General features: G+C 69.7%; 18 protein-coding genes. 8 read left to right on the top strand and 10 right to left on the bottom strand.

All coding sequences use genetic code 11. From position 1 onward, the window contains the following. Nucleotides 1-112 precede the first annotated feature (112 nt). Genes AC2ITM_RS22390 through AC2ITM_RS22370 form a run of 5 tightly spaced genes read left to right on the top strand, consistent with a single transcriptional unit; the run spans nucleotide 113 to nucleotide 4,760 of the window. Nucleotides 113-919 (top strand): ABC transporter ATP-binding protein, encoded by an 807-nt coding sequence (locus AC2ITM_RS22390; RefSeq protein ID WP_486470611.1) that lies wholly within the window; start codon nucleotides 113-115, stop codon nucleotides 917-919. Beyond that, on the top strand, nucleotides 916-1,890 hold the full coding sequence (locus AC2ITM_RS22385; protein ID WP_486470610.1) for a FecCD family ABC transporter permease: 975 nt from the start codon (nucleotides 916-918) through the stop codon (nucleotides 1,888-1,890). The genes AC2ITM_RS22390 and AC2ITM_RS22385 overlap by 4 nt, the downstream gene beginning before the upstream one ends. After that, on the top strand, nucleotides 1,887-2,918 hold the full coding sequence (locus AC2ITM_RS22380) for a FecCD family ABC transporter permease (RefSeq protein WP_486470609.1): 1,032 nt from the start codon (nucleotides 1,887-1,889) through the stop codon (nucleotides 2,916-2,918). Before AC2ITM_RS22385 ends, AC2ITM_RS22380 begins: the two co-directional genes overlap by 4 nt. Beyond that, complete coding sequence (locus AC2ITM_RS22375) at nucleotides 2,915-3,832, top strand: ABC transporter substrate-binding protein (RefSeq protein WP_486470608.1); 918 nt, start codon at nucleotides 2,915-2,917, stop codon at nucleotides 3,830-3,832. Before AC2ITM_RS22380 ends, AC2ITM_RS22375 begins: the two co-directional genes overlap by 4 nt. Nucleotides 3,833-3,881: 49 nt before the next feature. Beyond that, a complete protein-coding gene (locus AC2ITM_RS22370; protein WP_486470607.1) occupies nucleotides 3,882-4,760 on the top strand; it encodes a MurR/RpiR family transcriptional regulator in 879 nt (292 codons plus the stop codon). A 79-nt stretch (nucleotides 4,761-4,839) separates the two neighbouring features. On the opposite strand, the gene AC2ITM_RS22365 is transcribed toward AC2ITM_RS22370, so the two are convergent. The 5 genes from AC2ITM_RS22365 to AC2ITM_RS22345 form a co-directional block, all read right to left on the bottom strand. Continuing rightward, on the bottom strand, nucleotides 4,840-5,958 hold the full coding sequence (locus AC2ITM_RS22365) for a DSD1 family PLP-dependent enzyme (RefSeq protein WP_486470606.1): 1,119 nt from the start codon (nucleotides 5,956-5,958) through the stop codon (nucleotides 4,840-4,842). 15 nt (nucleotides 5,959-5,973) lie between these two features. Beyond that, a complete protein-coding gene (locus AC2ITM_RS22360) occupies nucleotides 5,974-7,218 on the bottom strand; it encodes an NAD(P)/FAD-dependent oxidoreductase (RefSeq protein ID WP_486470605.1) in 1,245 nt (414 codons plus the stop codon). A 29-nt stretch (nucleotides 7,219-7,247) separates the two neighbouring features. Further along, entirely contained in the window at nucleotides 7,248-7,580 is a 333-nt protein-coding gene (locus AC2ITM_RS22355; protein ID WP_486470604.1) for a RidA family protein, read from the bottom strand. A gap of 90 nt (nucleotides 7,581-7,670) precedes the next feature. After that, entirely contained in the window at nucleotides 7,671-8,930 is a 1,260-nt protein-coding gene (locus tag AC2ITM_RS22350) for an aspartate aminotransferase family protein (RefSeq protein WP_486470603.1), read from the bottom strand. Nucleotides 8,931-8,948: 18 nt separating this feature from the next. After that, nucleotides 8,949-9,587: a TetR/AcrR family transcriptional regulator gene (locus AC2ITM_RS22345; protein ID WP_486470602.1), complete on the bottom strand. Its 639-nt coding sequence runs from the start codon at nucleotides 9,585-9,587 to the stop codon at nucleotides 8,949-8,951. Between the two features lie 252 nt (nucleotides 9,588-9,839). Here AC2ITM_RS22345 and AC2ITM_RS22340 point away from each other — a divergent pair, with 252 nt between their 5' ends. Genes AC2ITM_RS22340 through AC2ITM_RS22330 form a run of 3 tightly spaced genes read left to right on the top strand, consistent with a single transcriptional unit; the run spans nucleotide 9,840 to nucleotide 12,670 of the window. Next, entirely contained in the window at nucleotides 9,840-11,126 is a 1,287-nt protein-coding gene (locus tag AC2ITM_RS22340) for a TRAP transporter large permease (RefSeq protein WP_486470601.1), read from the top strand. A gap of 11 nt (nucleotides 11,127-11,137) precedes the next feature. After that, nucleotides 11,138-11,674, top strand: coding sequence for a TRAP transporter small permease (locus AC2ITM_RS22335; RefSeq protein ID WP_486470600.1), 537 nt, complete (start codon nucleotides 11,138-11,140; stop codon nucleotides 11,672-11,674). Between the two features lie 3 nt (nucleotides 11,675-11,677). Next, a complete protein-coding gene (locus AC2ITM_RS22330) occupies nucleotides 11,678-12,670 on the top strand; it encodes a TRAP transporter substrate-binding protein (protein ID WP_486470599.1) in 993 nt (330 codons plus the stop codon). 298 nt (nucleotides 12,671-12,968) lie between these two features. Here AC2ITM_RS22330 and AC2ITM_RS22325 read toward each other — a convergent pair whose 3' ends face one another. From AC2ITM_RS22325 to makB, 5 genes are all read right to left on the bottom strand, one after another. Next, nucleotides 12,969-15,848, bottom strand: coding sequence for an ATP-binding protein (locus AC2ITM_RS22325; protein ID WP_486470598.1), 2,880 nt, complete (start codon nucleotides 15,846-15,848; stop codon nucleotides 12,969-12,971). Between the two features lie 65 nt (nucleotides 15,849-15,913). Continuing rightward, nucleotides 15,914-18,796, bottom strand: a complete 2,883-nt coding sequence (locus AC2ITM_RS22320; RefSeq protein WP_486470597.1) for an acetoacetate decarboxylase family protein — start codon at nucleotides 18,794-18,796, stop codon at nucleotides 15,914-15,916. 219 nt (nucleotides 18,797-19,015) lie between these two features. Then, entirely contained in the window at nucleotides 19,016-19,720 is a 705-nt protein-coding gene (locus AC2ITM_RS22315) for a Crp/Fnr family transcriptional regulator (RefSeq protein ID WP_486470596.1), read from the bottom strand. Nucleotides 19,721-20,352: 632 nt separating this feature from the next. Beyond that, nucleotides 20,353-21,768 carry an alpha-pore-forming cytotoxin MakA gene (makA, locus tag AC2ITM_RS22310; RefSeq protein WP_486470595.1) on the bottom strand — a complete coding sequence of 472 codons (1,416 nt, stop codon included), beginning with the start codon at nucleotides 21,766-21,768 and terminating at the stop codon, nucleotides 20,353-20,355. 76 nt (nucleotides 21,769-21,844) lie between these two features. Beyond that, nucleotides 21,845-22,927 (bottom strand): alpha-pore-forming cytotoxin subunit MakB, encoded by a 1,083-nt coding sequence (makB, locus tag AC2ITM_RS22305; protein WP_486470594.1) that lies wholly within the window; start codon nucleotides 22,925-22,927, stop codon nucleotides 21,845-21,847. Between the last annotated feature and the right edge of the window lie 192 nt (nucleotides 22,928-23,119).

The following is a 23,119-nucleotide window of genomic DNA, read 5'->3' as shown; positions in this document are numbered from 1 at the left end:
CTGAACACTCGGAAATCGCCGGTTTTGCCGAGGTTTCACGATTTTTTTCGCCGCAAAATACTTGACTACTACAGTCGGAAATTATCCATCGCGGCCAGAAAGGCAGGTCCCGATGCATCCCACCGCTTCCCTTCCAGCCCCCTTGCAGGCGCAGGGGCTGACCGCAGGCCATGGCCGGGCCGATGTGCTGCGTGATCTGGACCTGGATCTGCCCGAGGGCCGGCTGACGGTGCTGCTGGGGCCGAACGGATCGGGCAAGTCGACGCTGCTGGCGGCGCTGGCGCGCCTTTTGCCGGTGCGCGGGGGCCGGGTGCTGCTGGACGGGCGCGACATCGCGAAATCGCCGACGCGGGCGGTGGCGCGGCGCCTTGGCCTGCTGCCGCAGCAGCCGCTGACCCCCGAGGGCGTCACGGTGGCGGAACTGGTCGGCCGGGGGCGCTTTCCGCATCAGGGCCTGCTGCGCCAGTGGTCCGCCGAGGACGAAGCGGCCACCCGCCATGCCCTGCAGATCACCGGCGCCGCCGATCTGGCCGACCGCCCCGTCGACAGCCTGTCGGGCGGCCAGCGCCAGCGAGTCTGGATCGCCATGGTGCTGGCGCAGGACACCGGCCTGATCCTGCTGGACGAGCCGACAAGCTTTCTCGATCTGCACCACCAGGTCGAGATCCTCTCGATGCTGCGCCGCCTGGTGCGCGACCACGGCCGCACGGTCGTGGCGGTGCTGCATGATCTGAACATGGCGCTGCAACATGCCGACCGGCTGGTCTTCCTGAAAGAGGGCGCGATCCGTCACCGTCTGGCCCATCCCGCCGACTGCACCCCCGCCATCATCGAGGAGGTCTTCGGCCTGAAGACCCTGCGTCTGCTCCATCCCGAAACCGGCACCCCGGTCTTCGTGCCCGCGGGGATCCCGGCATGAGCGCCGCCGCCCGGCTGGGGCCGGCGCTGATGATCTGCGCGGTGCTGATGGGGCTGTCGCTGCTGTGGGGGGCGGGGTCGGTGACGCCGGGGACGCTATGGCGGGTGATCGCGGCGCCCGATCCGCAGGCCTTCGATCAGCGCATCCTGCTGGCGTTGCGCCTGCCCAGGGCGCTTGGCGTGGCGATGGCGGGGGGCTGTCTGGGGGCGGCGGGCTTCCTGCTGCAATCGGTGCTGCGCAACCGCCTGGCCGAGCCGCAGATCCTGGCGCTTAACGCGGGCGCGGCACTGGCAATGGTGCTGATGACCAGCCTGCCGGGGCTGGCGCCGGTGGGGCTGGCGCGGCCCGTGGCGGCGGCGCTCGGGGCGGGGGGGCTTTTTGCGCTGGTGCTGCTGGCGGGGGGCACGCGCGATCCGATGCGGCTGGTGTTCTGCGGCGTGGCGGTGTCGGCGCTGGCGCATGCGGTGGGATCGGTGCTGCTGCTGCTGGACAGCGAAACCCTGGAAGAACTGCGGTATTGGCTGGTGGGCGATGGCGCCTCGGCCCGGGCATCGGTGGTGGTGGCGGCGGCACCCGTTGCGGGCGCGGGGCTGGTTCTGGCGCTGCTGGTGGCGCCGGCGCTGCGGGTGATGGCGCTTGGCGATGCGCTGGCACGGGGGCTGGGGGCGAGCCCGGGGCGGATGCGGGCGCTGGCGCTGGTGGCGGCGGCCTGCCTGACGGGGGCGGCGGTGTCGGTGGTGGGGCCGGTGGGCTTTGTCGGGCTGATGGCGCCGATGCTGTGGCCCGGCGGCTTCGGGCGGCCTTCGGGGACCGCGCTGCTGCTGGCGGCGGCCAGCGGCGCGGCGTTGCTGTCGGGCGCGGACATCCTGGCGGCCCATGCGCTTTATCCAAGGGAGCTGCCGACCGGCGCCGTCACCGGCCTGCTGGGCGCGCCGGTCTTCCTGTGGCTGTTCGCCCGGGGCCGGGCATGAGCGCGCCTCTGGTCTGGCGCGCCGGTCGCTGGTCGCTGCGGATCGCGCCGCGGCCGCTGTTGGCGCTGCTGGGGCTGGCGGCTGCGCTGGCGGTGCTGGCGCTGTGGGCGCTGGCGCAGGGGTCGGAACCGATCCCGATGGCGGTGATCCGGGGCTATCTGCATCTGGGCGGCCGGGCGCCCGATGCCAGCCAGGCGCTGATCCTGCAGGCCTTCCGGGCGCCCCGGCTGTGCCTTGCGCTGCTGTGCGGCGCGCTCTTGGCGCTGGCGGGGGGCACCATGCAGGCGCTGACCCGCAACGGTCTGGCCGATCCCGGCCTGCTGGGCGTGCGCGAGGGCGCGGCGCTGGCCATCGTGACGCTGATGCTGCTGGCGCCGGGCCTCGCGATGCCGCTGCGGCTGGCGGCGGGTCTTGCGGGCGGGCTGGCAAGCGGCGCGGTGATCCTGCTGCTGGCGCAGGGCGCCACGGGGCTGCGGCTGGTGCTGATCGGGCTGGGCCTCAGCTGGGCGCTGGCGGCGGCGCTGGTGGTGGTGCTCAGCTTCACGCCCTCGGACCAGTTGCAGCAGGCGCTGGTCTGGCTGGCGGGATCGCTGCAGGGCGCCGACTGGCCGGGGGTGGGGCTGGCGGCCATGACGCTGGCTGCGGGAATGTCGGTGCTGCTGGCTCTGGCTCCGGGCCAGGCGATCGAGTCGCTGGGCGCGCCGCTGGCCCGCGCCCTTGGCGGCCGGGTGCGGGGGGCGGTGCGGCTGCGCTTTGCGGTGTCAATCGCGCTGGTGGCGGCCTCGGTCAGCGTCGGCGGCAGCCTGGGCTTCGTCGGGCTGATCGCGCCGCATCTGGCGCGGGTTCTGCCGGGCGGATCGCCGCGCTGCCGGATCCTGTCGACCGCGCTGATCGGCGCGGCGCTGGTGCTGGCGGCCGACACGCTGGGGCGGACGCTTTTCGCCCCGCTGGAACTGCCCTCGGGTGTCATGCTGGCGGTGCTGGGGGCGCCGGGGCTGCTGTGGCTGTCGCGGAGGAAAAGGGGATGAGGGCGCTTCTGCCGATCCTGCTGTGGCTGTGGGCCGGTCCGGCGTTGGCTGCGCCCTTCACCGATGATCTGGGGCGGCAGGTGAACGTGCCGGACCATCCGTTGCGCATCGTGTCGGTCTATGACGTCGATATCACCATCCCGCTGCTTGAGCTGGGGGTGATGCCGGTCGGCAGCCAGGGGCGGCTGGGGCCGGACGGCAGGCCGCATATCCGCGCTGGAAAGCTGCTGACGGGGGTGGATTTCGACACCAGCTCCATCGCCTTCATCGGTGACATCAATGTCGATCTGGAATCCATCGTGGCGCTGAAGCCCGACCTGATCGTGACCGAGGGCTCGCGTTCGACGCCGGTGCGGCAGCTGGCGAAGATCGCGCCGACGGTGGTGCTGGACAGTGCCCGCGGGGCGCCGCATGTCTATCAGGCGCTGGCCCGGCTGACCCATACCGAGGCCCGCCTGGCGCAGTTGCAGGCGCGCTATGCCGACCAGATCGCCGGGTTGCGGCAGGCGGTGCATCCGCAGGGGATCACCGTGTCGGTGATGATGCCCCTGCGCGGCCGGATCAGCGTCTATCACAGCTACCGCGCCCTGGGCCGGGTGCTGCGCGACGCGGGCTTTCGCTTTGTGCCGCTGCTGGATGCGATCCCGCCGGACGACCGGCTGGCGATCAGCCCCGAACGCCTGCCGGAGCTGGATGCGGATTACATCTTTGATCCCTACCGGTCGGATCGCGGTCAGGGGGCGGCCGCTGAACGTCACGCGCTGGAAGAGATGCTGCCGGGCTTCTGCGACTTCCTGAAGGCCTGCCGGGCGGGACACTATATATATGTCCCGCGCGAGGTCGCGATCTCGAATTCCTACGCCGCGCTTGGGCGGATGGTGCAGGCGGTGCAGCAGGCCATCGCGGGGCATTGAAGATTTCCGGTCGCGGGGCTATTCCCAAGCAGAACAGTCAGGAAATCCCATGGCCCAGCCTCCACACCGTATCCGAGACCGCTTTGCCGATCAGCTGGCCCGCCGCCGGGACCGGCTGTCGCCCGGTGCGCTGGCGGTGGCCGCCTATATCGACGCCAACCGCCATGCGGTGCTGGGGCTGTCGGCGCTGGAGATCGGGTTTGAAACGGGAACGTCGGACGCCACGGTGATCCGGGCGATCCAGGGGCTGGGCTTCAGCGGCCTGGTCGAGCTGAAGGACACGCTGGACGCCTGGCTGGGGCAGACGGATTCCCCGGTCGAGAAGATGGCCGCGACCTCGGCCGAGCTGGGCTGCGATGTCGATGCGACGGTGGGCTTCGTGGTCGAGAGCCAGCGCCAGATGCTGGAGGCGCTGCAAAGCCCCGAGAACCGCCGCGCCATGGCCTGCGCGGTGCAGCTGCTGGAGGGCGCCTCGGGGGTGGGGCTGTTCGGCATCGGGGCCTCGGGGGTGATTGTCGATTATGCGGCGCGGCTGTTCAACCGCTCGGGCCTGCCGGCGCGGGCGTTCAATGCGACGGGGATCGCCCTGGCCGAGCAGCTGCTGGATCTGCAGCGGGGCCATGTGCTGATCATGCTGCTGCACGGGCGGGCGCATCGCGAGGCCAAGGCGGTGCTGGCCGAGGCGCAGCGTCTTGGTGTGCCGGTGATTGCGGTGCTGGGGCAGGAAACGTCACCGCTGCGCGCCGAGGCTGCCGTCAGCCTGATCCTGCCGCGGGCGAAATCCGACCGGGTGGCGCTGCATGCGCCGGGGCTGGTGGCGCTGGAGACGCTGCATCTGGCCTATTCGGCGCGCCAGCCGGAGCGGACGTTGCAGACGCTGGACCGGCTGGTCACCCTGCGCACCGAGATCCGGCCGCATTCCCGCTGAGGGCGGGGTGGGGGGCGCTGCCCCCGTCGCCTGTGGCGACTCCCCCGGAGTATTTGGGGCCAGATGACAGGGAAACCGGTTACCAGAGGCAGCCGCGGGCGGTGACGGGCCAGAGCGCCTCGACCCGGTCGCCGCGGACGGCGACGTACCAGTCGTAGAGGTTGCAGGTCGGGTCGCAATGGCCGGGGACCAGGCGGACCATGTCGCCACGGGAGAGGAGGCCCTGGGGGTCGGTGATTTCGCCGTGTTCGTCCGAGGGCTGGATATAGCTCAGGCCCGGGGTGTCGATGCGCGGCAGGCCGCTGTCGAGGGCAAGGGCCTTCAGGCCCGCGTCGCAGACCGGTTTGCCGGGGACGGCCGTGCTGAGGATTTGCGATTGCACAAAGAGGGCGTTTTCCATCCCGGCGGGGCGGCTGCCATCGGCTTCGCGGATGCGGTCGTAATCGGCATCCATGAAGATGTAGGAACCGCACTGCACCTCGGTCACCTGGCCGAGATCGGCATCGACGAGGAGCGAGCCGGTGCCGGTGCCACCCACCGTGTCGCAGGCAAAGCCCGCGGCAGAGAGCGCGTCAAGGGTGGTGCGGGTGGCCTGGGCCGCGGCCTGGGCGGCGGTGCGGCGGGCGGCCGGGTCGGCAATGTGCTGCAGCGAGCCCTGGTAGGCCTGGATGCCGCCGAAGGTGAGGCCGGGGGCCTGGGTAATGGCCTGGGCCAGGGTGATGGCGGCGGGGCCTGGGGGGACACCGCAGCGGCCGGCGCCGACGTCGACCTCGACCAGGACGGTGAGGGTGGTGCCGTGGCGGGCGGTGGCGTGGGCGAGTTCCGCCACGCCTTCGGAGGCATCGACGCAGACGCCCATGCGGGCGCGGCCCGCGAGCTGCGCCAGCAGGTCGGCGCGGGCTTGGCCCACGATCTGGTTCGAGACGAGGATGTCGGTGATGCCGGCCTCGACCAGGGCTGCCGCCTCGGAGACCTTCTGGCAGCAGACGCCGACTGCGCCATGATCCATCTGGAGCCGTGCGATATCGGCGGATTTGTGGGTCTTGGCATGGGCGCGCAGGCGCAGGCCCTTCGCCGCGGTGATGTGCTGCATCCGCGCGATGTTGCGATCAAGCGCGTCGAGGTCGATGACCAGTGCCGGGGTGCGGATCGCCTGGACGGGATCGCCGGGTTCGGCGGGACGGGGAGAGACGGGCATCGGGGCCTCCGGGGGTCAGTGGATGGCGGCGGGACGGGCGGCGGGCGAGAGCGCCTGCAGCAGCGGCGTCTGCTGGCCGTCGAGCGCCTCCGCGAGCAGGGTGGCCGAGGTCGGGCCCAGCGTAAAGCCCTGGTGACCGTGGCCGAAGTTCAGCCACAGCGTCGGGTGGCGCGGCGCCCGGCCAATCAGCGGCAGCATGTCGGGCAGGCAGGGGCGGTGGCCGAACCACTGGGCCTCTTGCACGCGGGGGCCGAGGTCCACCAGATCCGACACGGCGCGGGCGCCACGGGTCAGCTGCACCGGATCGGCGGGGGCGTCGCGGTCGACCAGGGCCGCGCCCGTGGCCAGCCGCAGGCCGCGGGTGGTCGGCGTCATGACAATGCCGTTCTGCGCGTCCATCACCGGGCGCGACAGCGGTGTCGGGCTGTCGAAATGGCCGTGATAACCGCGTTTCCACAGCATCGGCACGTGGTAGCCTAGGCGTTTCATCAGATCGGGCCCCCAGGGGCCAAGCGCCACGACGACCTGTTCCGCATCAAGGATCCCCTCGGCGCTGTCGATCTGCCAGCCCGTGCCGGACGTCCGCAGGCTGAGGGCATCGCCATCGACGAAGCGGCCGCCACGGCTGGTGAAAAGTTCGGCATAGCCGGCGGTCAGGGCGCCGGGATCGGCGCAGGTCCAGGGATCGGCCCAGGTGATGGCGCCGGCGACGCGGGCCTTGAGGCCGGGTTCGGCACGGGCGAAGGCATCGGCATCCTGCGGCGCGGTGGCCACGCCATAGGTGCTGCGCAGGCGCTCGGCCTCGGCGGCGGCCGCATCAAAGGTGGCGGCGTCGCGGAAGACCTGGGCATAGCCCGTGCGCCGGATCAGGTTGTCCTGCCCCGAGGCCGCGATCAGCGGCGCGTGATCGGCGGTGGCGCGCTGCACCAGCTGCGACCAGATCTGGGCGATGGCGCGGTGCCGTTCGGGGGCCGAGTTGCGCCAGTACGACAGCAGCACCGGCGCCAGCCGTGGCAGCATTTTCGCGTCATAGACGATGTCGTTGGTGCGCCCCGTTGCATATTTCAGCAGCGTGCCAAGGTCGCGCGGGATGGCGTAGGGCTCGACCGCCTCGCACTGGATGAAACCGGCGTTGCCGTGGCTGGTTTCCCGCCCCGCGCCGCGCCGGTCCACCAGGGTAACGTCGTGACCGCGTGCCTGCAGGGCAAGCGCGGTGGAGACGCCGACCATGCCGGCGCCCAGAACCATGATCTGCGACATGGCAGCCTCTCCTGTGGGGATGCCTGGCGTTACGCTTCGGCGATGACGGTGATTTCGACCTTGGCGGGCACCATCAGCCCCGATTGCACCGTGGTGCGCACCGGCAGCGGGTCCTGGAAGAAGGCGGCATAGGCGGTGTTGAATTCGGCGAAATCGGCCGCATCGGTCAGGAAGCAGGTGCAGGAGACGACATTCGCCAGGCTCAGGCCCTCGGCCTGCAGGGTGGCGGAAATGCGGTTCAGGCAGTTCTGGGTCTGGGCGGTGATGCCCTCGGGCAGGGTGCCGTCCGCGTTGAAGCCGATCTCGCCGGAGAGATAGAGCGTGGTGCCGATGCGGCGGGTCTTGGAGAAGGGGAGGGTCATCGGAAAGCCTTGTCTTGCGGGCAAAGGAATGCCGCAGCGCCTGCAGAGGCGCTGCGGTCCGCGTCAATTGAACACTGTTCTATAAATGTGTCAAGCCGAGGTCAGCACCTTGGCCAGAGCCTGAAGGAAACCTTCGGTCTGTGCCTCTTGAATGGGCAGGGACAGTGCGATCAGGCCGCGGGCGGCAAAGTAATATCCCTGTTCCTGCATAAGGAAATTAAGCAGTTTCAGACGTTTAGCCCCATCTGGACCGGTGCCGTGGATGTTCATGATTGACCCCATCCCGGTCACGGTGAAAAGCCCGCCATGGGTGGCAAAGCAAGCGTTCAGCGCGTCGCGGAAGGCCTCGCCCCGGGCAAAGAGCGTATCCAGCGCCTCGGGCGTCAGGTAGTGATCCAGCGCCGCGACGCCCGCCGCCATGGTCAGGCGGTTGTTGTTGAACGTGCCCGCATGGCCGATGGCACCGGGGCGGGCGGGGTCGAAATGGGCCATCACGTCGGCCCGGCCGCCGAAGGCGCCAAAGGCCAGGCCGCCGCCGAAAAACTTGCCGATCGTGGTCATGTCGGGGGTGATCCCCAGCCGCGCCTGGGCGCCGCCGGCGGACATGCGGGCGGTTTGGACCTCGTCGAAGATCAGCAGCGCGCCATGTTCCGAGCACAGCACCCGCAGCGTCTGCAGGAAGGCGGGTGCGGCGGCGTGGCAGCCGCCCGCGCCCTGCATCGGCTCGACCAGCACTGCGGCAACTTCGGAGCCGTGGGCGGCAAAGGCGGCCTGGACGGTGGCGATGTCGTCATAGGGCAGGATCTCGAAGTCGAAGGGCACGTTGACGGGGGCCGCGCCCGCGCCAAAGGTCAGCACCCCGCCGTGATAGCCGCCCCGGAAGACGATGATCCTGTCGCGCCCCGTCACCAGCCGCGCGGTGGTCAGCGCCATCAGGTTGGCCTCGGTGCCGGAATTGGCGAAGCGCAGCAGGTCGATCGAGGGGAAACGGGCGACAAGGCGTTCGGCCAGGTCGACCTCGTAGGGGGTGTGCGAGGACAGGTTGATGCCGTCGGCATGGACGGCCGCCATGGTCTGGGCCAGCAGGGGGGCGGTGTGGCCGAAGATGCCGGCGGTGAATTCGCCCAGGAAATCGACGTAATCGTGGCCGTCGACATCGCGGATATGGCAGCCCGCGCCCCCCGCGATGCACAGCGGGAAGGGATCGGACCATAGCGAGGTCCGCGTATTGCCGCCGGGCAGCACGCGGCGGGCGCGCTCCAGTGCGGCGGCGCTGCCGGGGTTGCGCGCCACATAGGCGGCGCGGGCGGCATCAAGTGCTGCATCGGGATCAGAGGTGAACAGGGTCATGACAGGGGTCCTTGGGGATCAGCGCGGCGCACGGGCAGCCAGCCCCTCGATCAGCAGTTCGAGCAGCAGGGCGAAACCGTCGTCATAGGAAATCTCGGCGCCGTTCTGCCAGCGCAGAACGAAGATGCGGTTGGCGATATGGGGCAGGGCGGCATGGGTCAGCGGATAGGTGGCGGGGTCGATCTGGGCCACGCGCTCGGCGAAGAGGCGTTCCCAGTCGGCGGCCTTGTCGGCGGGGGGCGGGGCCAGCTCCATCGTGACAAAGCCCACAAGGCCCCCCAGCAGGGCGTTGAACGCCAGCCGCAGGTCGTCGCCCGCATAGCCCGCCTGCACCAGCGCCGACAGCACGTTTTCCACCCAGTCGAGGTTCGCCACCCCGTTCGATTTCATCTGCGCCCCCAGCAGCGGCGCGACATTGGGGTGGTCGTGCACCAGCTTGCGATACCGCAGGAAGACGGCGCGCAGCCGGGCCTTCCAGTCGGGTTCATCCTGCAGCCCCTCGGACAGCGCACCGGTGATCGAGGCCGCGATCTCGGCGAAAAGATCCTCCTTGGCGCCGCCCACATGCCAGTAGATCACCGCCGGAGATACCTTCAGCGTGCGGGCCAGTTCGCGCAGGGAAAACGCGGCAAAGCCCTTTTCGTCGATCTGGCGCACCGCCGCTTCGACGACCTGAGTCTTGGATAATCCGACAACTGCAGCGCGACCACGTGGGGTTTTGCCCGTTTTTTGTGCTTTATCTTCCGGCAATGGCTGTCCTTATGGCTAAAATATAGGCTATTCTGGTCACGAACCTCCGGATCGCCCCTTGCCGGATTTCCTTTTATAGAACATCGTTCAATAAGCATTTCAAGTTCCGCGCTCCGACCCCGGGGTGCAAAGCCCGCCGCGACCGAGGGGAGCCCGTACATGGCCGCTATACCTATTCTTATCCTATCCGCGCTCCTGCTGTCGGGGGGCGCCGTGCTGGCGCACCTGATCGGGGCTGCCTCTATCCTGTCTTTCGTGGCCGCTGATCGCACGCGCTTCCTTGCCGCAGCACCGCAGCAGATCATCGCGCATATCGATCTGTTCTCGATCATGTCGATGCCGCTGTTCATCCTGGCCGGCGAGATCATGAACCGCGCTGGCGTCACCGAGGCGCTGCTGAACCTGGCCATGGCGCTGATGGCGCGGCTGAAGGGCGGCCTTGGTCACGTGAACGTGCTGACCTCTGTCTTCTTTGCGGGCATTTCGGGCTCGGCCATGGCGGATGCGGCCTCGGTGTCGAACACGCTGGTGCCGGCGATGCGCAAGGCGGGCTATTCGCTGAACTATGCGGGCGCCATCACGGCGGCCTCTTCGGTGATCGGGCCGATCATTCCGCCGTCGATCGTGATGATCTTCTATGGCGCGCTGATGAACACCTCGGTCGCGGCGCTTTTCATCGCGGGGATCGTGCCGGGTCTGCTGATGGCGGTGGCGCTGTTTGCGGCGAACGCCTGGATGGCGCGCAAGTACGACCACCCCAGCGGTGAACGTGTTCCCCCGCGCGAGATCCTGCGCCGCTTCATCTACGCGCTGCCCGCCACCGTCATCCCGGTGATCATCCTGTCGGGCATCGTCTTCGGCATCATGACCCCGACCGAGGCCGCCGGCGTCGCCGTCTGCTGCGCCATCATCGCGGGCATCATCTATGGCCAGATGACCTGGGGCAAGCTGGTGGAAAGCCTGGAACGCACCGCGATCCTGTCGGGCTCGATCTTCATCCTGCTGTCGGGCGTGGCGATCTTCAGCTACCTCGCCGGGCTGGAGCAACTGCCCAACCACCTGGCCAAGATCCTGATCGGCTTCGGCTTCGAGGGCTGGAAATACCTGCTGCTGCTGAACGCCGTCTTCCTGGTCGCGGGCATGTTCCTTGAGGTCCCGGTGGCGCTGGCGCTGTTGGTGCCGCTACTGGTGCCCACCGGCATCTCGATGGGGATGGACCCGATCCACCTGGGCATCGTGATCGTGGTGAACCTGATGCTGGGCATCGTCACGCCGCCGTTCGGGGCCGCGCTGCTGGTGGTTTCGGCCGTTTCGGGGGCGCCCTACTGGGGCATCGCCCGGGCCGCGCTGCCCTTCCTGGCGGTGCAGTTGGTGGTGCTGCTGATCCTGACCTTCGTCCCGGACCTGAGCCTGACGCTGCCGCGTCTCACCGGCTTCATCAAGTAAGGAGCACCGCGATGATCAAGCTTGCCGATGGCCTTTACGCCCTGTCGGAGATCCTGAACCGGATCACCAAACGCATCGCCGCCTTCTGCTTTCTGGGGATGCTGCTGGTGATGATGCTGCAGGTCGTGGCCCGCTACGTCTTTGCCTCGCCGCCCTTCTGGACCGAGGAGCTGGCGCGCTGGCTGATGGTCTGGGGCGGGCTGCTGGGGGCGTCCTGCGCCTTCCATACCCATGCCGACCCGGCGATGGTCCACCCCCCCAGCCACGTGATCTGGCGCCAGAAGGTGCAGGTCGTGGCCCGTTTCACTGCCGCCTGGATCTTCTTCGTGCCGGTTCTCTACTACGCGCTGCCCTTCGTCGAGCGCCAGGTGGGCCGCACCTCCGAAGGTCTCGGGGTCTCGACCGCCTGGATGGCGACGGCGCTGCCGGTCGCGCTGGCGCTGATCCTGCTGCACGGGCTCGCCGGTCTCGGCGCGCTCATCTCGCCCCGGGTGCTCTCGAAAGAGATCGCCTTTGCCCAAGAAGCCGAAGCCAACATGCTGGAGTAACCCATGAAGTCCTTCCTTGCCTCGACGGCGGTTGCCGTCACCCTCGCCCTTGCCGGTGCTGCGCAGGCGCAGTCGATCAACCTGGCGCTGGATGCGAACCCCGATCGCAACCAGTCGGGCACCTACCGCTATGCCGACAACCTGCTGACCGCGCTGAAGGCCGAAGGCTGGAAGACCGAGGCCTATCCGCGCGACACCATCGGCGGCGAGGACGACCGTCTGGACCAGATCCGTTCGGGCATCCTGGACGTGTCGATGTCGAACTTCGCCGTCGCCGTGCAGATGGTCCCCGAGATGCGCGTGCTGCAACTGCCCTACGCCTTCGAGACCCCCGACCAGGAATTCAAGTTCTTCACCGAAAGCGACTACCTGGACACCGTCAACAAGCAGCTTGAAAAGCAGGGGATGCACATCCTGGCCGTGGTGCCGAACGGTGGCTTCCTGGGCATCTTCAACTCCAAGCACGAGGTCAAGACCGTGGCGGACATGAAGGGCCTGCGGATGCGCGCCCTCGATCCCTCGCAGCTTGAGATGTTCAAGATGATGGGCGCCGACGGCGTGGTCATTCCGTTCTCGGAAGTGCCGAACGCGATCCAGACCGGCATTGCGGATGGCTATGTGAACGCCTCTTCGGTGCCGCTGACCTTTGGCCAGGCCGATCTGTTCAGCAACTTCACCGATGCCAAGGTGATCATGTCGGCGCGTCTGGCGCTGGTGTCGACCGCCTGGTGGGACGGGTTGTCGGATGCCGAGAAGACCCAGGTGAACGCGGCCTCCAAGACCGCCCTGGCCGAGGTCTTCCAATGGGTCGATGCCTCGGAAGAGGATCACAAGAAGCAGCTGACCGCCGCCGGCGTCGCCGTCTACGAACCCACCAAGGCCGAGCTTGCGACCTTCCGCGATGCAACTGCCGGGATGAAGGCCAGCGTGCCCGACGTGACCCCCGCCCGCATCGACGAGATCCTGAACATGATCAAGCAATACGCGCCGGAGTGACTCCCCTTTCCGCCGTATGACCTGGGGGCCTTCGGGCCCCCTTTTTTCTGCGCGATAAGCCCCCGGGCAAAGGGCGGGCGTGGCGCGGTTCCTCCGGGCCGTCCGGCACGGCGTTCGGAGGGCTCCGGGGATCTCTGGCCGCGATGGCCCTGTTGGGCGCGCAGGTCTGACAGGGCGGTGCCGAGGGCATCAGAACGGCTCGGGCGCAGACGCAGGCCGGTGGCAATCCGGTCCCGGCCGGGCAGAGCTGCTGCGGGGTCAGGCCGAAGGGGCGCCCCCCCGCAGGGACAGGGCGGGGTCAGGCGCCGATGCTGCGCGGTTCCGGTGCCACGGGGGCAGGGGCCGGATCGGCCGGCCGGATCAGCGTGCCCGAGCGTACCCGGAAGGCCTGCGACAACTGCAACGCCCGCGCCGCGCCCTGCGGATCGACATCCGACAGGATCAGGGCCCGGTCTTCCCAGACCTCGGGGGCCCACATGCCTTCGCCGGTGGCGGCGATCCGGCGCACGGCGCGCTGCGACAGCGCCAGTGCCTCGCGGGGGCGGCCCTGCTGGTGGTGCCCGATGGCGAGGGCGCTCCAGAAATAGGGGTTGCAGACGCCCAGGCCGATGGCCTCGGCCCCGGCCAGCAGTCCGGTCAGGCGGTCGGGCGCGTCAGCGATGTTGTCGCGGCAGTCATAGCTGGCTTCCCACAGCCGCGCGACCAAAGACCAGAAGGCCGCGCCCTGGCTGTCGGCCAGTTCGATCGCGGCGGTCAGGTTGCGGCGGGCGGGGCCATGCAGGCCGGTGGTGTGCTGGGCCATGGCGCAGACCACCTTCAGCCAGGGTTCCTGGCCGCGGCTGGACAATTCGGCCATATGGGCGATGGCGCGGTCATGGGCGGCATTGCCCTCGGCCAGGGCGCCGCGGCGGATCTGGATGTGACAGCGTGCCGACAGCACCGACAGCAGCGGATCGGCGCCCAGTTCCAGGAACAGCCGTCCGTCGCGGTCGCGGTCATAGATCGCCTCGGCCTCGGTCGCGGCCGCCAGCGAGCGTTCGAACCGCCCCGAGTAGAAATGCAGCGCCGTCATGTTCACCAGATACATCAGCCGGTCATGCGGCTGGTCCGGGTCGGCGGTCACGGCCATTTGCCGGACCATCGGCGTGCAGGTGCGCACATGGCCCGAGATGATGCGATGGGCAAACAGCCCGTAGAGCGCCCGCATCCGGTCGCCGCTGCGCATCTCGGCCCCTTCCAGGCCCGCTTCCAGCTGGCGATAGGCGCGTTCGACATCCGGGTGGGCAAAGCCCAGCCGCTGCACCCGGGCGCTGGCCAGCAGCGTCAGCACCTGTATCCGTTCGCGGGCCCGGGAGGGATCGCTGGCCAGGGCCTCTTCGGCGGCTTCCAGATAGCGTTCGGCCAGGTCGAAGTGCGCCGCCGCCAGGAACTTGAACCCGGCCGCGATGCAGGGCGCGATGCACAAGGCCGGCTGATCCGATTGCAGCGCGTGATCGGCCAGCCATTCCGGCAGCGTGGCGCAAAGCGCGGGCGCCAGCTGCTGCAGCAGCGGCACCAGCCGGGCGTGCAGGCCCCGGCGGCGGCCCGGCGGCAGCATCTCGTAGGCGGCATCGCGCAGCAGCGGGTGGCTGAAGGTCACCTCAGGGCCCGCACGTTCGACCAGGCCCCGCGCCTCCAGCGTCGCCAGACCTTCGGCCAGCGCCTCGGCCGGGGTGCCCGTCAGGGCCGAGATCAGCGCCGGTTCGGCGCCGCGCCCGATCAGGGCTGCGGCCTGCAGGATGTGGCGCAGCTCTCCGGTGGCGGCGATGTTGGATTGCAGCGTTGCCTCGATCGAGGGCGGCAACTGGCCGGGCAGCGTGCCGCCATTGTTGCGCGCCGCGTCCCGCAAGGCCCGCAGATACAGCGGGTTGCCCGAGGCGGTCTCGACGATGCGGGCGCAGGTGGCGGCATCCAGCCCATCCTCGTCCAGCAGCCGGGCGCTGGCGGCCTGCGACAGCGGTGCCAGGGCCAGGACGGCCAGGTTCGCGGCCGGAAGGCTGTCGCGCACCCCGGTGTCGGGGCGGGCATAAAGGACCAGCCGGCTGCCTTCGGGGACACCGCGGGCCAGCAACCCGGCGATGACGCTGCGGCTGTCGTCATCCATCCAGTGCACATCGTCGACATGCACGGCCGTGGGCTGGTCGGTCATCATCTGGTGCAGCAGCGTCACCAGCGCCTCGATCCGGCGGGCCCGGCGCAGGCTGGCGGTGGCGCCGTCGGCGGTGGCGGGGCTGGCGCCGCGGGCCTCGGCCAGGCCCTCCAGCAGCGCCCGGTCCAGCCGCAGCGTCAGGGCGGCGGGGTTTTCCTCGGAGCCGAAGCGCTGCTGCAGCCAGACCGTCAGCGGATAAAGCGGCGAGCGCGTCAGATTAGAGCGGGAATCGATCTGCACCAGGTCCATGGTCATGCCGCTGCGGGCCACCAGTTCGGCGCGCAGGGCGGATTTGCCCATGCCTGCGGCGCCCTCGACCAGGAAGGCGCGGGCGCGGGTGGTGCCGACGCGGCCGGTCAGGATGCTGCGCAGGATGTCCTCGCGTTCGGCCAGTCCGGTATGGGCGTCCTCGCCGGGTCCGGCCAGAGCGGTGACGCGGGCGACGGCCACGGGGGTATCGAAGCCGCGGAAGGTTTCCTCGGTCAGGGGATCGGCGCTGACACGCACCACCCTCTGGGCCGCACGCAGCACCGGGGCGGTGGCCCGCACCATGCCCGGGGCGGCGCTTTCGGCGACGCGGGCGGCGATGTTGACGTCAAGCCCGGTGACCTGGGGGATCAGCTCTCCGCCGCCGATGCGGCACAGCACGGTGCCCGCATGCAGCCCGACGCGGATCTGCGCGCCGTTCAGCTCGTCCGGCATCCGTTCCGCCAGCGCCAGCGCCGCCGCAATCGAGGCACCGGCGGCATCCTCGGCTTCGTGCTCGATGCCGAAGGCCGCGAGCAGCCCATCGCCGTAATGCTGCAGCAGCCGGCCGCCACAGGTCAGCACCTGGGCCTGGCCGATGCGGTGGAACCGGTCCATCAGGGCGGTGTAGTCCTCGACCCCCAGCTGCGCCGCCAACCGGGTCGAGCCGACCAGATCCGCGAACATCAGCGTCAGGATGCGCCGCTCGCCCTCGGGGGCGGCGGCGCCACGCTGCAGGCGCACGCCGCAGCCGCCGCAGAAGCGGGCCGTATCGGCGACGGGCGCCGCGCACCGGGGGCAGAGCGCGCTCAATACGTCTCGCGGAGCCAGGCCTCCGCCTCTGCCGCCTTGGCGACCCTTCGGGAATCAAGCGGGTTGGTCATCGACCAGGAACTCCAGATGCGGAAGGCGCCGGGCAGGCCGCGCGGCGCGGTGGGGGCAAGGGCGGGCACGGCGCCCTCGTAGGCCGGGAAGCCCAGCGGATCGGGATCGCGGACCCGGACCTGACCCGAAGCGGGCGCGATCCAGCAATTCGCAAGCTCAAGGTTGAAGGCGTTAAACAGCTGCTGCCCAAGGGGCGTGCGGGTCACGAAGGCGGTGCCCAGCAGCTGGCTGATGGCGCCGAAGGCGGGGTGGTCGGCGGCAAAGACGGTTTCGTCACGTTCCTGGAACTGCGCCTGCAGCGACAGGCCCTGGTTGTCGGTGGCGATGAACTGCGCCGCGTCCTGCTGGATCGTCGCGGGCTTCTTGTTCATCGCGTAGAACAGCTTGCCCGCGGCGATGGCGCTGGCGTTGTTGACGTAAAGCCGGCGCGGGTACAGCAGGTCCGCCTGGCCCGTCTCGTCCGAGCGCAGGCCGGGAATGGCAAAGGTGGCCTCGCCATAGGGTTTCATCGCCATGAAGCCCGGCACGAAGGATCCGCGCACGTCATGGTACTGGCAGAACGACAGCCCGACCGGGTGATAGCCCGGTTCCACCATGTCCGAGGCCCCCAGATGCAGCCCCGGCGGCAGCAGCGCCTGCACCTGGTCGCGCGGCATGGCGTAGAACATGAACCAGCCGGTCATCTTGCCCTTGGCATAGAAACCGTCGAGCGGCCAGCAGGCGGCAGTGGCCGACAACGACTGGAACTTGGCGTCCGAGGCAATGGTGCCGTTCGCCGGGATGTCGGCCGCGCCGTTGATCGGCAGGTCCAGCCCGGTGATCGCATTGGCGGCCGCCAGGCCCGACATGGTGGCGGCCTCGACGCAGCCGGCGTTCAGCCCGCAGCGCGTCCAGTCACCCGCCAGCACCAGATTGTCAAAGCCGCTTTCATCGGGCGCCAGCCGGTGGAAGACGCTGCCCGCGGTCGACAGCACGTAGCGCTCGGATCCTTCCATGTTGACGCGGGCATATTGCGCCGCAAGGCCCTGGCCGGGCGGATAGTAGGGATCGGCCACGTCGGGCAGGTTCGGCCACAGCTTCGGCAGATCGGTCGCGGTCCATTCGGCCAGTGCCGCGCGGAATTCGGGCAGCGTTTCGCCATCGGGGGCGGGGGCGCAGAAATAGGCGATCGAGGCGGGGCCGGGGGCGGGCCAGTCCTCGCGCACCAGCAGGTGGCTCATGTCGGCCCAGGTGTCGAGGGGCTCGGCAAAGCCGGTGATCACGGTGCGCAGCGGGCCTGCGGGGATCGCCTGCGGCGCGTTCGATTGTGCCACCACGTCGCGCCAGCCCAGGGCGTCGGCGGTCTCGGTCAGCCAGAACTGCGCGGCATGGGTGCCGACGGTCTGCACCTCGTCCAGCATCCGCTGCCATTTCGGCGAGGCGGCGGCCAGATCCGCCGTCAGATAGGGCAGGGACCCCATCGAGGCGCCCAGGATCACCGTGTCGAAATCGACGCCGCGTTCCAGCACGAAGGGCTGGCCCTGCGGCGGCTCGCATTCGTAATGGGCGCCCGCGGCACGGGCCTCGGCGCCGTTTTCCAGCTGGTCCCACAGCGGTTCGGACGGCCAGCAGGGCAGGCCACGGACATCGACCAGCGGTTCGTAGGGGCCCGACAGGGGGGTGGCCTGGCGGACCATCTCGATCCGGCCGATGCCGGCGTCGGCGGGGCCGATGCGCAGGGCGGTGGCGGCGGTGAAGAATTCGAACTTCACCCCCTTGGCGCGCATCACCTGGTAATAGGGCCCGAAGATCGTGTCGCCCATGCCCGCCTGCATCTTCCAGAAGATGGCGCCGCAATAGGTCAGCGTCAGGCGGCCCATGGCGCGGATCGCGGTGCCGGCGCCGGCGTTGCGGTCATGCAGGTCACCGGCCGGGAAGCCGAAGACGAAATCGTAGCAGCCGCGCAGCAGGACCGATGCCAGCACCGCCTCGCTGGCGCCGTTGCCGCGCAGCCAGGCGGTGAATTCCCAATTGTCCAGCACGTCGTAACCGCGCAGGAAGACACGGCTTTCCACCAGACCACGGGCGCAGGCCAGCCCGAGGTCCAGCAGGAACAGCGCCCGCCGCGTGGCGTCGTTTTCCAGGTTCTCGGGGGTTTCCAGCGCATGGACGCGGGCCTGCAGGCCGCGGATCAGCCCGCTCAGGATACCGGTCACGCTGGGCTTGTGGGCACGCGGATCGCGCGGCATCGCATGGGCCAGCGTCACCAGCCGCTTGTGGGCGGCCTGCAGCGGTTGCAGGCGGCGGGCGGCCTCTGCGCTTTCGCCGCTCTGGCGGACGCCGAAGGTGCCGGTCTCGATCAGCTTCTCCAGCGCATCAAGGCCGCGCAGGAACAGCACCCAAGGCGCCGGCACCTCGGTGCCCGAGCCGGGGATCTGGTCATTGGTCGGCAGGTCGATCAGCCAGGGGCGCCAGTCTTCCCCGACCTGTTCGGCCAGGAACAGGTGGTCGAGCGGCTTGAACGCATCCTCGAAGGTGCCCAGCGGCGCCTCGGGGTCGCGCAGGCCAAGGGCGGTCAGCTCGGCATAGCAGGCGCGCATGTTGCGGAAGGCGTTTTCGTAGAAGCCGGCCCAGACATGCAGGCCGTGTTCCTCGATGCGGGCGCCTATGTCCATGTTGCGCCCCGAGGCGCCCTTGCCCCCCAGCCGCCAGCCCATCTGGTAGACGGTGATATCGTATTTTTCTTTCCAGTCCGGGTCCTGCAACAGGCCCCAGACCGCCGTCATGGCACCGACACCCCCGCCGATGACCGCAATTTTCCTGGTCAACTTCCGTTCTCCCCAAAGGCGATGACGCCGCAGTACGCCTTGACGTCCCTGCGCGGCCCGCCCGGGCGGCGGCACGAAAACCGTGCTACCGTTTATAAACCATTCATAACTCGGACGGATATATCGGACACGGCGCCGTCCCGCCAGTTCCAATCCGGGCTCAGGATACGTCCCGGGCCGGATCGTGGCAATCTTGTCGCGACCGGCTGCGCGGCCGCCCTATTCTGCCGCCGTTCCGGGGGCTCCGGCATCGGCCTGCAGGGCCTCGGGGCGCAGGATGCGGATCTTCTGACGGGCCGAGGCGATGATCCCCGCCCGGCCAAGGGCCGACATCGCGCGGCTGACGGCCTCGCGGTTGGCGCCGACGCTGCCGGCGATCTCGGCATGGGTCGGGGCGCCTTCGATCAGCCCGTCGACATGGAACTGGCCGGCCTCCAGCGCCAGGCGGGCCAGATAGCCACGCACCCGTTCCTCGACGCTTTGGCTGAGCAGCGCGGCCATCCGTTCCGTCAACCCGCGCACCCGGCTGGCCAGGTCGCGGATCAGCTGCATCTTCAGCGCCGGGACCTCTTCCAGCAGCCACAGGAACCCGGCCTGGTCCAGCACCAGCACCTCGGTCGGTTGCTGGGCGTAGATGCTGACCGAACGCGGCCCGTCATCAAGTGCGGCGAGTTCCCCCAGATAGCTGCCCGGCCCCATCTTCGAGAACACCAGTTCCCGCCCGTCCGCCGTCCAGTAGATCGCCATCACCGCCCCGGAGCGCACGAAATAGACGTCGCTGTCGCGGGTGTCGCGGTCGAACAGGATCTGGCCGGTGTCGTAGCTGCGGCGGCTCCAGCGCAGGGCGGGGGCGCGCAGCAAGGCCGCCGGTACGCCAGACAGCAGCGGAAGCTGTGCCAGTTCCGCGATCTCGGCCTCTGTCATGCCCTGGTCCGTCCCTGTCCGAAGGTCGTTTTCCGGCTGCTTAACACGGGCTTAACAGGCATGACAACGCCCTGCCCGCAACACGGTCGCGACGTGAAGCGGGGCGGGGGCAGGATCGGACGGGCGGCTGTGGGTCTGGCGGTCTCCTTTCGGTGGGACGGGGCCCGGGCGGGCGTCAGCGGGTCATCGTCGGATGTTCCGATCCGGGCCTGCCGCGGGTGCAGCGACAGGCGCGGGTCCTCCTCCCCGGGAGCGGGGCGGAACGCCGCCCGTCAACCCGGGGCCCGCGCGACACATCCCTGGAGGCGGATGGGCACGGATCGGAACCGGACGGCAGTAAAGGTCCGGGGCATCCGGCCCGCGAGAGGAGGCAAAACTCTCGTGGGCCGGAGCCGGTCGATCCGCAGCGCCCCCCGCACCCGGGAGGGATCCGCAGGGCCCGGCGCGTCGCGGTGCCTTCAGGCGGGGGCACCGGGTGGGACGCGGGGGCGGGCATGATGGCAGTCATGGCGGTCCTCTGGGTTACGGGTCAGGCAGATGGGCGGGCGGATCGTCAGGCCCCGGCAGGGGCCCGATGGGGATGAAAAGCCGACCGGAGGGGCGGGCAGGCGCCTCCGGCCGGACCGGGGGCGTCAGGCCGCCTTGAGCTTGCGGGACGTGCCGATCGGCAGGACCCGGGCCTCGACCCGGAGTTCGGATTGCATCAGCGTGCGGGCCAGGGTCTCGGCCGAGGCCCATTCCCGCGAGGCGCCGTTGACGAAAGCCTCGCCGACGATCAGCGACAGATCGCGATCGCCGCGGGCCAGACCGTGCTGTACCGCCTCCAGCTCTCCGGTCAGGCGGTGCCAGAGACCGCGCAGGCGGGTCATCATGGAGGTGGCCACGCCGACGGCGCGGGTGGCCTGCTGGGCGCCGGTGCCCAGGCCCTGCAATGCGATCAGCTGGCTCTTTTCCTCGTCCAGGGTCAGCTGGTCGGTGCGGATCTGGTCAAAATCCCGGGCGACGCGGGCGCGCAGGCGGCTCCAGGTCAGGCCGCTGCCCAGGGCCGCCAGGCCCCCGGCCCCGGCGACAACCGCCGAGGTGCTGCCATGGACCGGCGACAGCGCCACGCCCACCACGATGGCCAGCAGGCCGCCGGCAATCACCAGCGCGCCGGCGGCGATCGCCAGGTTCTCGGCATGCAGGCTGTCCTGCAGCCCGGTGATCGCCGCATTCATCGTGCGGATCTCATCCTGCAGGTCCAGATCGGCGCTCTGGATGCCGGTGATCCCGGCCGAGAGCTGGTCATAGGCCTGCTGCATCTTGCGGCCCCAGTCGCGCATGGCCACATCCTGCTCCTGCAGGGCGGCCTCGATGCGGGCGATCTCGGTGCGCAGGCCATCGACCAGGGCGAAGACGTCGCGGACATGCGGATCCTCGGCGCCGCGGGCCGCCGGATGGGCCTCGGCGATGCGGAAGATCCGTTCGCTCAGGACCGCATGGCTGGCGCCATAAGAGACGATCTGGGCGGGCAGGCAGGCGATCAGCGCGGGGGCGATCTGTTCGATCCATTCGGTGGCCAGGGCCTTGGCGGCGTTCAGCTGGTCCTGCAGCGGCTCGAACCAGTCGGGGCGGCTGTCGGGGGCGCCTTCCCAGGCGGGCAGCGGTGACAGGCGGGTGTTCAGCACGCCATGGCAGGCGGCCGTGATCACATGCACCGCCGTCACCCCCGAGGCCGTCGCCGCCGAGGTCCGCAACACCTCGGCCATCGCGGGCGTCAGCGCATAGACATCGAGATCCCCGGTGCGGGTGTCATGGCGCAGGTGGAACTGGCGGGGGCCGTCCTGCAGTAGCCAGCTGGCGCCGCCGGACAGGATGTGCAGCTGCACCTTGGCGCCAAGCCACAGCCCGTTGTCGCGGAAGCAGTCGCTGAGCCGCCGGGGCAGGCTGCAGGAATTTCCGCCGTGATTGCTGTCCAGCACGGCGACATCCGCACAGGTCAGATCCTGGACCGTAAAAATGAACACGGGCTTCAGCTCGGTTTCGGCCCGCAGCATGGTCAGGGGCATGGTCGTCTCCTTGGGGTGCGGATGCGATTGGGTGGGGCGGGCTGAACCGCCGCAGCGGTCTGGCTGGAAAGGGGTTTCAGGACAGGGCATGGGGGGCGGGCTGTTCGGTGGTCAGCACCACCGCCCTGCCGGGCAGGATGTTCTGGCTGGCGAAGGTGACGCAGCCATGGGCCAGCTCGGCCAGGGCACGCCAGTCATCGGCGGCGGCAGGCAGGCTGGTCAGATCGCCCAGCGTTGCGGGATCGTCACCGGCCTGCAGACAGCGCACGGCGGCGGCCAGCTTGGCGGCTTCGGCGCGCCAGGTGCGGTCGAGCGCGGGCAGGCAGTTCGACAGCCCGGCCACCTGCAGATGCAGCCGGTGCAGCAGGCGGGTGACGGCCTCGGACATGGCGGCGGCCTGGCCGGCGGGGCTGGTGCCGCTGCGCCGGGCGACCAGGGTGTCGATGATCTGCGCCACCTGCGGATCCGACACGATCCGGTCATAGGCCATGGCCCCCATGGTGTGCAGATCGCCGGTCAGCGACAGGAAGGGCAGTTCCTGGCCCAGCTCGGTCGAGAGGGTGAAGGAAATCGTCGTCGGGGTCTGGAAAAAGGTCGTGCCGGCGGCGATCCGGGCGGCGGTGGGGCCGTCCTGCAGGGCGCTCAGCCGGTCCAGAAGCGCGCCCACCAGCTCGGCCAGCAGGGCCACCTGCAGCCCCTCGCGGCCCAGACCGGCGCGGGCCTGGGCCAGGCTGTCCAGCAGCTCTTCCTCGATCATCGTCAGCGCATCCAGCTGGCCCTGCAGGCGGGTGGCGGCCTCGCGGGTCTTGGTGGCGCAGGTCTGGGCCGTGGCATGCAGCGTCTCCAGCTGGGCCAGCACGGTCGCGGGATCGCCGGCGGGCCGGGTCAGCGCGCGGGCGGCGGCGTCGATCTGTGCGGCATAGGTCACGAAGGGCGTCAGCAGGTCGGCGCGGATGCGCGCGGCATCGTCGTCCCACAGGTGACCCTGGCGGACCAGCTTGGCCAGCCGCAGGCGCATGGTGCCCATCCACGACGGGTCCGGCGAGATCGGGCTGAGACGGATCCGGGCCGCGACCGTTGCAAAGCCGCCGACGGCCAGCGTCTGCGTGAACGCGCCTGCCAGATGGCCGGTGGTCTCGGTCAGGTCGGGGCTGAACATGCGGGTCCTCTTCAAAGTGATGCGCCAGGCAGCGGCGCGGTGCCGTCTTGACCATGGCTTAGCCGAGGCAGGCCCGCCGGTTCTGTGCGCGGGAACACAGAAGGTTAAAAAATCGTGAATTGAAGAGGAGCCGGGGCAGGGGGAAGGCCGCGACCCTGCCACAAGGGGCTGATGGTAGGGGTGCCTGAAATT

Source organism: Pseudooceanicola sp. NS-SX9 (assembly GCF_057380705.1).
The sequence above is the reverse complement of the archived record's forward strand: the minus strand, read 5'-3'. Positions and strand labels throughout refer to the sequence as shown.